Source organism: Streptococcus sp. SN-1 (assembly GCF_041154385.1).
In the GTDB taxonomy this organism is placed as follows: domain Bacteria; phylum Bacillota; class Bacilli; order Lactobacillales; family Streptococcaceae; genus Streptococcus; species Streptococcus mitis_CT.
In genome coordinates, this window is record NZ_AP028929.1 from 100588 (window position 1) to 115074 (window position 14487).

Sequence of the window (14487 nt, forward strand, 5' to 3'; positions counted from 1 at the left end):
TAAAAATAAAAAAAAGGAGTTTTTGTCATGAAAAACTGGAAAAAATATGCTTTTGCATCTGCTAGCGTAGTCGCTTTGGCTGCTGGTCTTGCTGCTTGTGGAAACCTTTCAGGTAACAGTAAAAAAGCTGCTGACTCAGCTTCAGGTGAAAAAACTGTTATCAAAATGTACCAAATCGGTGACAAACCAGATAACTTAGATGAATTGCTAGAAAATGCTAACAAAATCATCGGTGAAAAAGTTGGTGCTAAATTGGATATCCAATATCTTGGATGGGGTGACTATGATAAGAAAATGTCAGTTATCACATCATCTGGTGAAAACTACGATATCGCCTTTGCATCTAACTATGTTGTAAATGCTCAAAAAGGTGCCTATGCTGACTTGACTGACTTGTATAAGAAAGAAGGGGCAGAGCTTTATAAAGCACTTGACCCAGCTTACATCAAAGGTAACAGCATTAACGGTAAAATTTACGCAGTTCCAGTTGCAGCCAACGTTGCATCATCTCAAAACTTTGCCTTCAACGGAACTCTTCTTGCTAAATATGGTATCGATATTTCAGGTGTCACTTCATATGAAACACTTGAACCAGTCTTGAAACAAATCAAAGAAAAAGCTCCAGATGTAGTGCCATTTGCGGTTACTAAGAACTTCATCCCATCTGATAACTTTGACTACCCAGTTCCAAATGGACTTCCATTCGTTATCGACCTTGAAGGAGACACTACTAAGATCGTAAACCGTTACGAAGTGCCTCGCTTTAAAGAACACTTGAAGACTCTTCACAAATTCTATGAAGCTGGATACATTCCAAAAGACGTAGCAACAAGCGATACTTCATTTGACCTTCAACAAGATACTTGGTTCGTTCGTGAAGAAACAGTAGGACCAGCTGACTACGGTAACAGCTTGCTTTCACGTGTTGCTAACAAAGACATCCAAATCAAACCAATCACTAACTTCATCAAGAAAAACCAAACAACACAAGTTGCTAACTTTGTCATCTCAAACAACTCTAAGAACAAAGAAAAATCAATGGAAGTGTTAAACCTCTTGAACACTAACCCAGAACTCTTGAACGGTCTTGTTTATGGTCCAGAAGGCAAGAACTGGGAAAAAATTCCAGGTAAAGAAAACCGTGTTAAAGTCCTTGATGGCTACAAAGGAAACACTCACATGGGTGGATGGAACACTGGTAACAACTGGATTCTTTACATCAACGAAAACGTTACAGACCAACAAATCGAAGATTCTAAGAAACAGTTGGCTGAAGCTAAAGAATCTCCAGCACTTGGATTCATCTTTAACACTGACAATGTGAAATCTGAAATCTCAGCAATCTCTAACACAATGCAACAATTCGATACAGCTATCAACACTGGTACTGTAGACCCAGACAAAGCTATTCCAGAATTGATGGAAAAATTGAAATCTGAAGGTGCTTACGATAAAGTATTGAACGAAATGCAAAAACAATACGATGAATTCTTGAAAAACAAAAAATCATAAGATCAATTGATTTCGTGTATTCATTCCTAATTCCTAAAAACTGAATCACTGTTTTCCTCAGGCTTATCTGGGGGAGGCAGTGATTTTTTGAAACAAGAGCATAGATATCTAGGTTTTTTATCACTATTTAACCATTCAGGAAATCTCAAGTACCATTTAGGATTTGGAGTAAGGATTTAGGAAAATATAGCTTATATTAGAGATGTATCGAGTTTACAAAGGAGAGTTCATATGAAGAAGTATCAACTTCTATTCAAAATAAGTGCAGTTTTCTCTTACTTATTTTTCGTATTTGGTCTTTCTCAGCTGACGCTTATTGTTCAAAATTATTGGCAATTTTCTTCCCAGATTGGCAATTTCGTCTGGATTCAAAATCTCTTGAGTTTGCTATTTAGTGGAGTCATGATTTGGATTCTGGTTAAGACAGGGCACGGCTATCTCTTTCGCATTCCAAGAAAAAAATGGCTTTGGTATTCGATTTTGACAGTATTAGTGGTAGTGCTCCAGATCTCTTTTAACGTTCAGACAGCTAAACATGTTCAGTCAACTGCTGAAGGTTGGGCTGTATTGATCGGTTATAGTGGGACCAACTTTGCTGAGCTAGGTATCTATATAACTTTGTTCTTTCTGACTCCACTTATGGAAGAGCTAATCTATAGAGGATTACTGCAACACGCCTTTTTTAAGCATTCGAGATTTGGCCTTGATTTGCTTCTTCCGTCCATTTTATTTGCTCTTCCTCATTTTTCAAGCCTGCCTAGTTTGTTAGATATCTTCGTCTTTGCAACATCTGGCATCATCTTTGCTAGTTTGACCCGCTATACCAAGAGCATTTATCCATCCTATGCGGTGCATGTGATTAATAATATTTTCGCAACATTACCATTTTTGCTGACTTTTTTACAGAGGGTGTTTGGGTAAATACTGGCGCGAGAGTTAGGAATGATAGCTTTTAAACTTAAGGAGGAAAATAAGTATGACACCATTAAAATGGTTTGCTGGAGGAAGCGAAAGACGTTGTGAAGCCATGACTATCATAAATCATCTATTGGAAGATATAAAGGATACGCCTCAACTGACTCCCTTGAAAAATCAGTTAGTGAGTTATAAAAGACGATTAAAGGACGATGGGACCTCTACCCCATTTATTTTGAGTCAAATGAATGTTGACATCTCACGTGTGTTGATTGATAATAAGTTGATGTTATCAGAAAATCAAGCCGATCAGATCAAAAAATTGAGAGAATTATCTGCTATTCGCTATGGCTACTGATGAAGTACAGGGATAGGACTCTTTCTATAAATTTCCAGTCAAATAAATTGCATTCGTTTTCTCAAGCAGGTATACTAGTATAGTTAGATGAAAAATTCTGAAAATTTAAGAATAGAAAAGAGAACAAATCTTATGGCAAAAGATATTCGTGTCTTACTTTACTACCTTTACACTCCAATTGAAAATGCAGAGCAATTTGCTGCAGACCACTTGGCTTTCTGTAAATCAATCGGCCTTAAAGGCCGTATCCTAGTCGCTGACGAGGGAATTAACGGAACAGTTTCAGGTGACTACGAAACAACTCAAAAATACATGGACTACGTTCACAGCCTCCCAGGTATGGAAGAACTCTGGTTCAAGATTGACGAAGAAAATGAACAAGCCTTCAAGAAGATGTTCGTTCGCTACAAAAAAGAAATTGTCCACCTTGGTTTGGAAGACAACGACTTTGACAATGACATCAACCCACTTGAAACAACAGGTGCTTACTTGTCTCCAAAAGAGTTCAAAGAAGCTCTTCTTGACGAAGATACAGTTGTCCTTGACACACGTAACGATTATGAGTACGACCTAGGACACTTCCGTGGGGCTATTCGCCCAGATATCCGCAACTTCCGTGAGTTGCCACAATGGGTCCGTGATAACAAGGAAAAATTCATGGACAAGCGTGTCGTGGTTTACTGTACAGGTGGGGTTCGCTGTGAGAAATTCTCAGGCTGGATGGTCCGTGAAGGCTACAAAGATGTCGGCCAATTGCACGGAGGAATCGCAACTTACGGTAAAGACCCAGAAGTCCAAGGTGAGCTTTGGGATGGGAAAATGTACGTCTTTGACGAGCGTATCGCAGTCGATGTCAACCATGTCAACCCAACCATCGTAGGGAAAGACTGGTTTGATGGAACACCATGTGAACGTTATGTAAACTGTGGAAATCCATTCTGTAACCGTCGTATCTTGACATCAGAAGAAAATGAAGACAAGTACCTTCGTGGATGCTCACACGAGTGCCGTGTTCACCCACGTAACCGCTATGTTTCAGAAAATGAATTGACACAAGCTGAAGTTGTCGAGCGCCTAGCCGCTATCGGTGAAAGCTTGGATCAAGCAGCTACTGTATAAGATTGAACAGTCCTTAGGGGCTGTTTTTCTATGCTTTTTACTAAAAAATCTAAAGTTTGTTTCTGTATCTTTCAGGAAAATAGGGTATACTATATGTAAACGATTTCAAAGGAGTCCAGTTATGACGAAAACATTTTTTATTCCAAATAAACAGAGCATTTTAGGAGAACAAGAGATTTTGACTGCCAAGTCGATCTTGGCCTTGCTAGATGGTTTGGAGTCACATAGCTATGATGCAGTCTATCTCCGTCAACCTCTTAGCCGTCTTGAGTATATCGAGTGTGCGATAGTGGGACAATCACAATTTCTCTTTAAAGTTAGCTATGCTGATGATCACAAGGCTTACCGTATTGATCTTCCTGACCTACTAACGAAGACAGACTGGGAAATCATCAAGTCATTTTTAGATGCCCTGCTTGCTTATACAGGAACTGAGATTGAAGGACTAGATGGTTTTGATTTTGAAGCTTATTTCCAAGCAAGTATTCAAGCCTATCTAGCAGACACTGCAGCTCGTTTTACGATTTGCCAAGGAATTTTTAATCCTGTTTTCTTTAGTCATGAGGATTTGAAAAGCTTTTTAGAAGAAGATGGCTTGGCTCAGTTTGAAGCGCGTGTGCGTGCGGTTCAAGAGACAGATGCCTACTTTGCAAAAGTTTCCTTCTATCAGGATGGAGAAGGCCAAGTGCACGGTGTTTACCATCTGGCTCAAGGAGTCAAGACTGTTTTGCCGAGAGAACCATTTGTTCCTGCAGCCTATATTGAGCAATTGGTGGATAAGGAAGTCCAGTGGGAGATTGACTTGGTTCAAATCACAGGAGATGGCTCTAAACCAGAAGACTATGAAGCTATTGCCCGCTTGAACTATGCAAAATTCCCAGAGTCACTACCATCAGCATTTTACCACCAACTAGATGCCAATCAATTAGAAGTGCAACCCATCTTAGACAAAGATTTTAAAGCATTAGCACAAGAAAAGTAAAGCAGAAGCAGGTCAATCGACTTGCTTTTTTACATATAAAAAATCCTGCCATGAAAGACAGGATTGAAGTTTAAAGAAAGGCCAAGATACGAAGATAATCTCCAATCAGTGCCACTTCAGCTACAAAGAAGAGGAGGATAATGACTCCGTTCACAAGGACAGACAAGAATAACTGATAGAAGGAGTCGGTTTCACTTGCTTGACTTGGTCTTGTAATGATATGGAGACTGGCAAGTAGAATGATTCCAATGCTAATCACACACAAAAGGGCTGTAAATCGTAGGCTATCAAAGAAGGCAAAGAAACTAGCAATAGCAGTGAGGAAGATTGGAATTGCCAAGAGTTGGCTATATTGTTGGAGAACCTTTTCTAGCGTCCAGTCCTTTTCCTGGTGGATAAATCGTCTCACGACGAAACTACCCAAGAGGAATGAAAAGAAGAAGAGTGTTGTTGCTACTAGGATAGAGATAATCGAAAAGAGATTTAATGAAGCAAATTGTTCAGGGAAGTGATTATGCATAGTTGCTATATGTCCATAGTAAGCATGTTTGATGTGGTAGATACTAAAGAAAAAGGAAGATGCAGAAAACAGAATGAGCAAGAGAAAGGCTGTGTAACTGTGTGTGCTACTTGTTTCAAGATTGCTCGTAGGAGATTTGATTGCTTCCACTAGCCAAGACCAAAAATCAAGCGCTTGCTCTTTCCATCTATCCGTCGATTTTGGAGCTTGGTCGGGGATGTAAGGACTTTCTAAGGATTTACTGATAAGAAGGGGCTCTTTCGTGGTTGGTTTTTGCTGAGGAAGTGCTTCTTGACTCTCTTCAGCTATAGTGACTTTTTCGGTTTCACTAGGAAGGTCTGACTCTTCTTCAGTAGAATAGGATGCCTTCTTTTCTTCTATTTCTGTTCTCGCTTCACCGTCTTCAGGAGTTTCAATTTTCTCTTCTTGCTGGCTTTCCAATTCGACTTCAGCTTGAGAAACTTCCTTCTCTAACTGAGTATTTTTTTCAATTGGCGTATCGAGATCGGCTATAGTTTCTTCAGCCTTGTCTGCAACATCTTGGACTTGTTCATCAGGCTTGTTCTTGCTTGTTGTTTTTACAAAATCATTACTTTCAAACCATTCTTGTTTCATGGTAGAACCTCCTTTTTAGTGGGTTATGTGTCATAGTGGTCGATATAAATAGGTTTATTAAGGTCTGTTAGCTGTAGTTTCAAGACTAATATAATCATCAGCCTTAGCGATGAGTTGACCTTTTGCATCAGTTTTTTCAGTTTTGTAAGGGTTGCTTAATTCGTTGGGGTGGCGTTGACTCTCATCTCTCGATAACTGATAAATAGGACCATGGTGACTCGAGAGGTCTAAGTTAATTTCTTGGCTTTCTTTTTGAGTTAGCATGATACTGAGCGCATTTTTAGAAGATAGTTCTACTTTACCATATACTTTAATATTTTCAGCGTGGAAGTGCTTCTCTGTTGACTCTAGCTGACTATCTGTAAGGTCTGTATCAAAGATATTGACGATATTAGGGGTTGTGAGTTTACTGTTTTTGATACGACTTCCTTCAATTCGGAGGAGATAGCCATTTGTATTGAGAGTTGCATTTTCAAGACTAGCATTTATGATGGTGGTTTGTCCACGATTGGCTGACACGTTGATCCCTTTTAGACTTCTTCCTTTTGGAACTTGGAGGATAACTTCTTCAAAACGACGAGAGTAACCACTTGCGATATGGAGAATTCCGCCAATTCCAGAAGATAGAAATGGGGTTTCAGACAGTTTCTTATCAGTGAGGCTCAGCGTTTTATCGTTTTGATTTGTGATAAGATCATGGTTAGCAGAAAGAGATGGATGATAAGAAATGTGGATTTGATCATCCAAAGAGTCTGTGATGGTGAGCGCGTGTTGGTGGAGAGTAATCTCTAGGTTTTCGACTTCCTTGCCAAATGTCAGCTCTTCCAGTCGACTATCATAGACAGGCTCCTTGGACATGGCAAGTAGGCTCTTGATCCCGTCAGATTGGATACCTACAAAGAGCAGGATAAATCCGATAATAGTAGTCACCACACCAAAAATGAGAAATCCTTTTGTCCATTTACGCATGCTGGTCACCTCTCTTTCCTTTTTTGAGAACAAATTGCACCAGGCGAATAATGAGTAGGCCGAAGAAGCGGGCTACATAGGAAATACCTAGTAAGACTAGTGAAGAAGCACCGATAGCCAGTAAACCAGAACCGAAAATCAAGATAAAGGCTGATTTAGCTTGGGCTAGGACAGTAAAACTTTCAACTAAAAATAGGAATCCGCCGATGATACCAAGTATGGAAACCGCAAAGAAAGCCAAGATGACAGTCAAGGCTGCCACAAGGATTGCGAACAGGGACACGAGGATGGCGATTCCCAGAGGAATACCGATGGGTGCCGCAAGGAGAGCTAACAAGGCGATATGCAAAATTTGTCGGTTATTCTTTTGAGCGGGTGCTTCATTGATTTTTTTATCGAGAAGATTGGAGAGAACTTCGTGGGCCGCTTCTTTGGGAGTTCCCAAGCTAGCGATGAGTTCTTCTTCTCCTTCGACTCCAGCATCGTCAAAGAGTTCCCTGAAATAGTCCATGGCTTCAATTTGGTCAGCCTGAGGCAGTTTTTTGAGATAGAGTTCTAGCTGAGTCAGGTATTCAGTTCTTGTCATGGCGGATACTCCCTTCTATGATGCCATTAATGGTGTCTGTATAGAGTGCCCATTCATCTTTCAGGGTCACGAGCTGTTCTATACCACCATTTGTCAAGGAGTAGTATTTGCGCATGCGACCTTGGAACTCTCTAGAATAGGTTGTCAGAAAGCTATTGCCTTCCAATTTTTTTAGGATAGGATAGAGTGTAGATTCTTTGATATTAGCAATCAGCTTAATGGTTTGGCTAATCTCATAACCATAAGAATCATCCTGCTCCAGTACAGCCAAGATGAGAAATTCAATCAAGGCAGAGGATGTTGGAAAGTACATGGGGAACCTCCTTTTCTAATGTGTAAGATTTTTATATATAATTTTTCTACACATACATTGTACATCTAAATGAAAGCCCTGTCAAGAGAAATGTGTAAAATTTTTATATATAAAAAACTTCTAGCCAAAACTAGAAGTTTAAAGGATTTTATCAGCTCTGTCCACTGTAAAGAGGGCCACAGTCATCAGGATATCGACGAGTAAGAGGGCAGCTACAGCTGGCACCCAAGAGTGGAAAAGGTCAAAACTGTAACCAAAGAGGGTTGGCCCAAAGGCTGCTAGGATATAGCCTCCTGTTTGAGATAAACCAGACAATTGTGCAGTCTTTTCAGGGGCGCTTGTCTTGAGTGAAAAGTTGACCATGAGATAGGGGAAGAGGGCGCTGGTCGCGGTTCCGATGAGGATATGGATGGCAAGCCAGTAAAAGAAATTACCGATTGGGAAAAAGAGCATGGAAATACCGACCACGCCAGCCAGTGAAACCAGAGTGAGCATGAGCTGACGGTTGCGAGTAGACAAGCTGGTTGTCAGGCTTGGGATAGTCATTGAAAAAGGAATGCTAATCAGGGAGAAGATAGAGGTTAGCAAGCCAGCTTCGTGACTGGATAGGCCTGCATGGATGGCCATGGTAGGTAGCCAGGTCATAGCGGTGTAAAAGAGCAAGGATTGAAAACCTGCAAAGACAATCACTGCCCAGACCTGTTTATTATGCATGACCTTTGTTTTGCTTTTTTGTTTGGTTTGTGGAGCCAGTCTGTGATTATAGCGGTGATTAGGCAGCCAGACCAAAAAAGTTGCTAGGCAGAGCAGGGTGAGGAGGATGATAAGTCCTTTCCAAGAACTGGCTTGTGTAATAGGCACAGCCAGATAGGAGGCCAGAGCCGTTGCAATCCCCATAGAGGTTACATATAAGGTAGTCAGAAAACCAATTTTCTTTGGTTGATTGGCTTGGATAAGACTAGGAAGCAGAACATTAATGACTGCGATACTTGCCCCAACCATCAAGGTTCCTAGATAGAGCAGAGGCAGATTGATTAGTCTAATGAGAGAACCGATGGTCAAGAAGAAAAGGCTATAGGTAAAGAGATGCTCCAAGCCGATTTTTTGAGCCAGTCGGGTAGAAAATAGCGAGAAGAGGGTAAACATGAGGAGAGGAAGGCTGGTCAAGACACCAAGCGAACTAACTTCTACTCCCAGTCCTTGCGAAATATCTCCCAAAATAATGGGTAAAACAGTAAAAGGAGTCCGCAAGGAAACACCAATTAGTATAATACCTGGAACAAAAAAGAGTGATTGCTTTTTCATATAATACCTCTTCTAGCTGATTTTAATAACAGCTTATTTTAAGGTTTTTTCCTTATAATGTCAAGTAAGGTTTTGGGCTTTCAAGATAAAAATGGGAAAGTCTTGAAAATTATGATAAAATAGTGGAAGGAAAAATTCAGGAGAGTAGTAGTGACTCAAAATGTTGAAAGTCTTCTCGTATCCATTGTAATCAGTGCATACAATGAAGAAAAATATTTGCCTGGTCTAATTGAAGACTTAAAAAATCAAACCTATCCTAAAGAAAATATTGAAATTCTATTTATAAATGCTATGTCCACGGATGGGACCACAGCTATCATTCAGGAATTTATAAAAGAAGATACAGAGTTTAACTCAATTAGATTGTATAACAATCCTAAGAAAAATCAAGCTAGTGGTTTTAACTTGGGCGTTAAACATTCTGTAGGAGACCTTATTTTAAAAATTGATGCCCATTCAAAAGTTACTGAAAGTTTTGTAATGAATAATGTGGCTGTTATTCAACAAGGTGAATCTGTCTGTGGGGGACCTAGACCGACGATTGTTGAAGGAAAGGGAAAATGGGCAGAGACCTTGCATCTTGTCGAGGAAAATATGTTTGGTAGTAGTATTGCCAATTACCGAAATAGTTCTGAGGATAGATATGTTTCTTCCATTTTTCATGGGATGTATAAACGAGAGGTTTTCCAGAAGGTCGGTTTAGTAAATGAGCAACTTGGCCGAACTGAAGATAATGATATTCATTATAGAATTCGAGAGCATGGTTATAAAATCCGTTATAGCCCAAGTATTCTATCTTATCAGTATATTAGACCAACATTCAAGAAAATGCTGCATCAAAAGTATTCAAATGGTTTGTGGATTGGCTTGACAACTCATGTTCAGCCTAAGTGTTTATCACTATTTCACTATGTCCCTTGTTTATTTGTTTTGAGTCTTGTGTTTAGCCTAGCATTGTTACCATTCACATTCGTATTCATAACTTTACAATTAGGTGCTTATTTTCTACTTTTATTACTGCTCACTTTTCTGACTTTATTAAAACATAAAAATGGATTTCTAATTGTGATGCCCTTTCTTTTATTTTCCATTCACTTTGCTTATGGCCTTGGGACGATTATAGGTTTAATTAGAGGGGTTAAATGGAAGAAGGAGTACAAGGGAACGGTTATTTATTTGGAAAAATAAGCCAAATAAATTAAAATATGCTACAATAACAATATAGTAAAACTCTTTTAAGGAGGAGTAAATTTCTATGAATAAAAAACTCACAGATTATGTGATTGATCTGGTGGAAATTTTAAATAAACAACAAAAACAGGTTTTCTGGGGAATATTTGATATTTTGAGTATGGTGGTTTCCATCATTGTATCTTATATCTTATTCTACGGCTTGATTAATCCAGCACCTGTTGACTACATTATCTATACGAGTTTGGCCTTCCTGTTCTATCAATTGATGATTGGATTTTGGGGGTTGAACGCGAGTATTAGTCGTTACAGCAAGATTACGGATTTTATGAAAATCTTTTTTGGTGTGACTGCTAGCAGTATCTTGTCATATAGTATCTGCTATGCCTTCTTGCCCCTCTTCTCCATCCGTTTTATTGTGCTCTTTATCTTGTTGAGTACTTTCTTGATTTTATTACCACGGATTACTTGGCAGTTAATCTACTCTAAACGCAAAAAGGGAAGCGGTGATGGAGAACACCGTCGGACCTTCTTGATTGGTGCCGGTGATGGTGGAGCTCTCTTTATGGATAGTTACCAACATCCAACTAGTGAATTAGAACTTGTTGGTATTTTGGACAAGGATTCTAAGAAAAAGGGTCAAAAACTTGGTGGAATCCCTGTTTTGGGTTCATATGATGATCTGCCTGAATTAGCCAAACGCCATCAAATCGAGCGTGTTATCGTTGCGATTCCGTCGCTTGACCCGTCAGAATATGAACGTATCTTGCAGATGTGTAATAAGCTGGGTGTCAAATGTTACAAGATGCCTAAGGTTGAAACGGTTGTTCAGGGACTTCACCAAGCAGGTGGAGGATTCCAGAAGATTGATATCACAGACCTTTTGGGACGTCAGGAAATTCGTCTTGATGAATCGCGTCTGGGCGCAGAACTGACAGGTAAGACAATCTTAGTCACAGGTGCTGGTGGCTCAATCGGTTCTGAAATCTGTCGCCAAGTTAGTCGCTTCAATCCTGAACGTATCGTCTTGCTCGGTCATGGGGAAAACTCAATCTACCTTGTTTATCATGAATTGATTCGCAAGTTCCAAGGGATTGATTATGTACCTGTGATTGCGGACATTCAAGACTATGACCGCCTCTTGCAAGTCTTTGAGCAGTACAAGCCAGCTATTGTTTATCATGCGGCTGCTCACAAGCACGTTCCTATGATGGAGCGCAATCCAAAAGAAGCCTTCAAAAATAACATTCGTGGAACTTACAATGTTGCTAAGGCTGTTGATGAAGCCAAAGTACCTAAGATGGTTATGATTTCGACAGATAAGGCGGTTAATCCACCAAATGTTATGGGAGCAACCAAGCGAGTGGCTGAGTTGATTGTCACTGGTTTCAACCAACGTAGCCAATCAACCTACTGTGCAGTTCGTTTTGGGAATGTACTTGGTAGCCGTGGTAGTGTCATTCCAGTCTTTGAACGCCAGATTGCTGAAGGTGGGCCTGTAACGGTGACAGACTTCCGCATGACCCGTTACTTTATGACTATTCCAGAAGCTAGCCGTTTGGTTATCCATGCTGGTGCTTATGCCAAGGATGGAGAAGTCTTTATCCTTGATATGGGCAAACCAGTCAAGATTTATGACTTGGCCAAGAAAATGGTCCTTCTAAGTGGACACACCGAAAGCGAAATTCCAATTGTTGAAGTTGGAATCCGCCCAGGCGAAAAACTCTACGAAGAACTCTTGGTATCAACCGAACTTGTTGATAATCAAGTTATGGATAAGATTTTCGTTGGTAAAGTTAATGTCATGCCTCTAGAAGCAATCGATCAAAAGATTGAAGAGTTCCGCACTCTTAGTGGAGATGAGTTGAAGCAAGCTATTATCGCCTTTGCCAATCAAACAACCCACGTTGAATAAAAAAGAAAAACGCATATTATTAGGTCTTGAATGAACTGCACCCCAAAAGTTAGACAGAGAAAATCTAACTTTTGGGGTATTTTTATTATGAAATTAACTTATGATGATAAAGTTCAGATCTATGAACTTAGAAAACAAGGCTATAGCTTAGAGAAGCTTTCAAATAAATTTGGGATAAATAATTCTAATCTTAGGTATATGATTAAATTGATTGATCGTTACGGAATAGAGTTCGTCAAAAAAGGAAAAAATCGTTACTATTCTCCTGATTTAAAACAAGAAATGATTCATAAAGTCTTACATGAAGGCTGGACTAAAGATAGAGTTTCTCTTGAATACGGCCTCCCAAGTCGTACGATACTTCTTAATTGGCTAGCACAATACAAGAAAAATGGGTATACTATTGTTGAGAAAACAAGAGGGAGAGTACCTAAAATGGGACGTAAGCCAAAAAAGAGACCTGAAGAGAGGACAGAATTAGAACGTCTTCAAGCAGAAAATGAGTACCTGAGAGCGGAGAATGCCATCCTAAAAAAGTTGAGAGAACTCCGATTGAAGGAGAAAAAAGAGAAAGAAGAAAGACAGAAATTGTTCAAGAATTAATGACTGAGTTTTCGTTAGATATTCTTCTAAAAGCCATTAAACTAGCTCGTTCGACCTACTACTATCACTTGAAACAACTAGACAAACCAGATAAGGACCAAGAGCTTAAAGCTGAAATTCAATCCATTTTTATCGAACACAAGGGAAATTATGGTTATCGTCGGATTCATTTAGAACTAAGAAATCGTGGTTATCTGGTAAATCAGAAAAGAGTTCAACGCTTGATGAAAGTACTCAATTTACAAGCTAAAGTGCGACAGAAACGAAAATATTCTTCTCATAAAGGAGATGTTGGTAAGAAGGCAGAGAATCTCATTCAACGTCAATTTAAAGGCTCTAAAACAATGGAAAAGTGCTACACAGATGTGACAGAATTTGCCATTCCAGCAAGTACTCAAAAGCTTTACTTATCACCAGTTTTAGATGGTTTTAATAGCGAAATTATCGCCTATAATCTTTCAACTTCACCTAACTTAGAACAAGTAAAAACGATGTTGGAACAGGCCTTCACAGAGAAACACTACGAGGATACGATTCTCCATAGTGACCAAGGTTGGCAATACCAACACGACTCTTATCATCGGTTCCTAGAGAGTAAGGGAATTCAAGCATCTATGTCGCGCAAGGGTAACAGCCCAGACAACGGTATGATGGAGTCCTTCTTTGGCATTCTGAAATCGGAGATGTTTTATGGTTATGAGAAGTCATTTCAGTCGCTTAAGCAATTGGAACAAGCCATTGTAGACTATATTGATTACTACAACAACAAACGAATTAAGGTTAAACTAAAAGGACTCAGTCCTGTGCAATACAGAACTAAATCCTTTCAATAATTATTTGTCTAACTTTTTGGGGTCAGTACAGAAAAACCTTGGTAATATGCGTTTTGTTATGTAGAGACTTACTTTCTTTTCTTCTGAAATGGGGTTGGGTTGTCGCCCAGTCTATGTTATTGAAAATACTCCAAAACTTCTATGGGTTTGTGAGCGATAAAATCAGGATGATAGTTTAGCAAGTCTGCTTGCTCTCCAAATCCCCAAGTGACAGCTAATTTCTGAATGCCTGTTTCTTGAGCCCCCTGCATATCAAACTTGGTATCTCCGATGATGATGGCTTGTTCTGGTGCTAGTTGATGTGTCTGCAAGGCTTGGCGAATGACATCTGCCTTATGGGGTGCCTCAGGGCTGGAACCATAAATGCCAGCAAAGAAATGATAGATTCCCAAGTTCTTAGTCATGTCTTGAGCGGTTGGAGTGTTTTTTGTAGTGGTGATGTAGAGAGGGTAATTCTTGGATAGTTCTTGAAGCAATTCTACAATCTGAGGGAAAATTTGAGCTTCATGGATGCCTTTTTCCTTATAGTAGGAACGGTATATCTGCACAGCCTCAGAAATTTGTTCTTTGGGCAGGCAGGTCGCAAAACTACTTTCAAGGGGCGGTCCCATAAAACCACGAATCGTTTTGACATCAGGACTAGGCACCCCCAGCTCCTTAAAGGTATGGGTAAAGGCATTGTGAATTCCGATAGAACTGTCGACGAGGGTTCCATCCAGATCGAAAAAGATAGCTGAGATAGAGGTCATGG

Annotated in this window: 13 protein-coding genes and 1 pseudogene; 8 read left to right on the top strand and 6 right to left on the bottom strand. The window is 39.7% G+C overall.

Annotated elements, in window-relative coordinates; all coding sequences use genetic code 11:
* Window positions 1-27 precede the first annotated feature (27 nt).
* The 5 genes from ACAM22_RS00400 (at window position 28) to ACAM22_RS00420 (ending at window position 4886) form a co-directional block, all read left to right on the top strand.
* The gene (locus ACAM22_RS00400) at window positions 28-1512 is read left to right on the top strand and encodes an ABC transporter substrate-binding protein (protein WP_000800391.1); all 1485 of its coding nucleotides are present in this window, start codon (window positions 28-30) and stop codon (window positions 1510-1512) included.
* A gap of 231 nt (window positions 1513-1743) precedes the next feature.
* Window positions 1744-2433, top strand: a complete 690-nt coding sequence (locus tag ACAM22_RS00405; protein ID WP_023947356.1) for a CPBP family intramembrane glutamic endopeptidase — start codon at window positions 1744-1746, stop codon at window positions 2431-2433.
* A gap of 55 nt (window positions 2434-2488) precedes the next feature.
* On the top strand, window positions 2489-2785 hold the full coding sequence (locus tag ACAM22_RS00410) for a bacteriocin immunity protein (protein WP_023947358.1): 297 nt from the start codon (window positions 2489-2491) through the stop codon (window positions 2783-2785).
* Window positions 2786-2917: 132 nt separating this feature from the next.
* Entirely contained in the window at window positions 2918-3904 is a 987-nt protein-coding gene (locus tag ACAM22_RS00415; RefSeq protein WP_004263106.1) for a rhodanese-related sulfurtransferase, read from the top strand.
* Window positions 3905-4025: 121 nt separating this feature from the next.
* Window positions 4026-4886: a DUF4299 family protein gene (locus ACAM22_RS00420; protein WP_369606785.1), complete on the top strand. Its 861-nt coding sequence runs from the start codon at window positions 4026-4028 to the stop codon at window positions 4884-4886.
* A 70-nt stretch (window positions 4887-4956) separates the two neighbouring features.
* Here ACAM22_RS00420 and ACAM22_RS00425 read toward each other — a convergent pair whose 3' ends face one another.
* The 5 genes from ACAM22_RS00425 to ACAM22_RS00445 all read right to left on the bottom strand — a co-directional run bounded on the left by ACAM22_RS00425 (window position 4957) and on the right by ACAM22_RS00445 (window position 9194).
* Window positions 4957-6021, bottom strand: coding sequence for a DUF6574 domain-containing protein (locus tag ACAM22_RS00425; RefSeq protein WP_153192725.1), 1065 nt, complete (start codon window positions 6019-6021; stop codon window positions 4957-4959).
* Between the two features lie 57 nt (window positions 6022-6078).
* On the bottom strand, window positions 6079-6990 hold the full coding sequence (locus ACAM22_RS00430; RefSeq protein ID WP_369606786.1) for a DUF4097 family beta strand repeat-containing protein: 912 nt from the start codon (window positions 6988-6990) through the stop codon (window positions 6079-6081).
* The gene (locus ACAM22_RS00435) at window positions 6983-7576 is read right to left on the bottom strand and encodes a DUF1700 domain-containing protein (protein ID WP_223340155.1); all 594 of its coding nucleotides are present in this window, start codon (window positions 7574-7576) and stop codon (window positions 6983-6985) included. The genes ACAM22_RS00430 and ACAM22_RS00435 overlap by 8 nt, the downstream gene beginning before the upstream one ends.
* Window positions 7563-7889 carry a PadR family transcriptional regulator gene (locus tag ACAM22_RS00440; protein ID WP_000273858.1) on the bottom strand — a complete coding sequence of 109 codons (327 nt, stop codon included), beginning with the start codon at window positions 7887-7889 and terminating at the stop codon, window positions 7563-7565. Before ACAM22_RS00440 ends, ACAM22_RS00435 begins: the two co-directional genes overlap by 14 nt.
* A gap of 138 nt (window positions 7890-8027) precedes the next feature.
* Entirely contained in the window at window positions 8028-9194 is a 1167-nt protein-coding gene (locus ACAM22_RS00445) for an MFS transporter (RefSeq protein ID WP_024057315.1), read from the bottom strand.
* Window positions 9195-9344: 150 nt separating this feature from the next.
* On the opposite strand from ACAM22_RS00445, the pseudogene ACAM22_RS00450 reads away from it, so the two are divergent.
* From ACAM22_RS00450 to ACAM22_RS00460, 3 genes and pseudogenes are all read left to right on the top strand, one after another.
* Window positions 9345-10396 (top strand): annotated as a pseudogene (locus ACAM22_RS00450) (glycosyltransferase family 2 protein).
* 53 nt (window positions 10397-10449) lie between these two features.
* Window positions 10450-12300 (top strand): nucleoside-diphosphate sugar epimerase/dehydratase, encoded by a 1851-nt coding sequence (locus ACAM22_RS00455; RefSeq protein ID WP_045605200.1) that lies wholly within the window; start codon window positions 10450-10452, stop codon window positions 12298-12300.
* Between the two features lie 87 nt (window positions 12301-12387).
* A protein-coding gene (locus ACAM22_RS00460) for an IS3 family transposase (protein WP_115262387.1) occupies window positions 12388-13736 on the top strand; the annotation gives its coding sequence in 2 pieces (ribosomal slippage) (window positions 12388-12829 and window positions 12829-13736; 1350 coding nt in all).
* A gap of 116 nt (window positions 13737-13852) precedes the next feature.
* On the opposite strand, the gene ACAM22_RS00465 is transcribed toward ACAM22_RS00460, so the two are convergent.
* The gene (locus ACAM22_RS00465; protein WP_369606787.1) at window positions 13853-14485 is read right to left on the bottom strand and encodes an HAD-IA family hydrolase; all 633 of its coding nucleotides are present in this window, start codon (window positions 14483-14485) and stop codon (window positions 13853-13855) included.
* Window positions 14486-14487 lie beyond the last annotated feature (2 nt).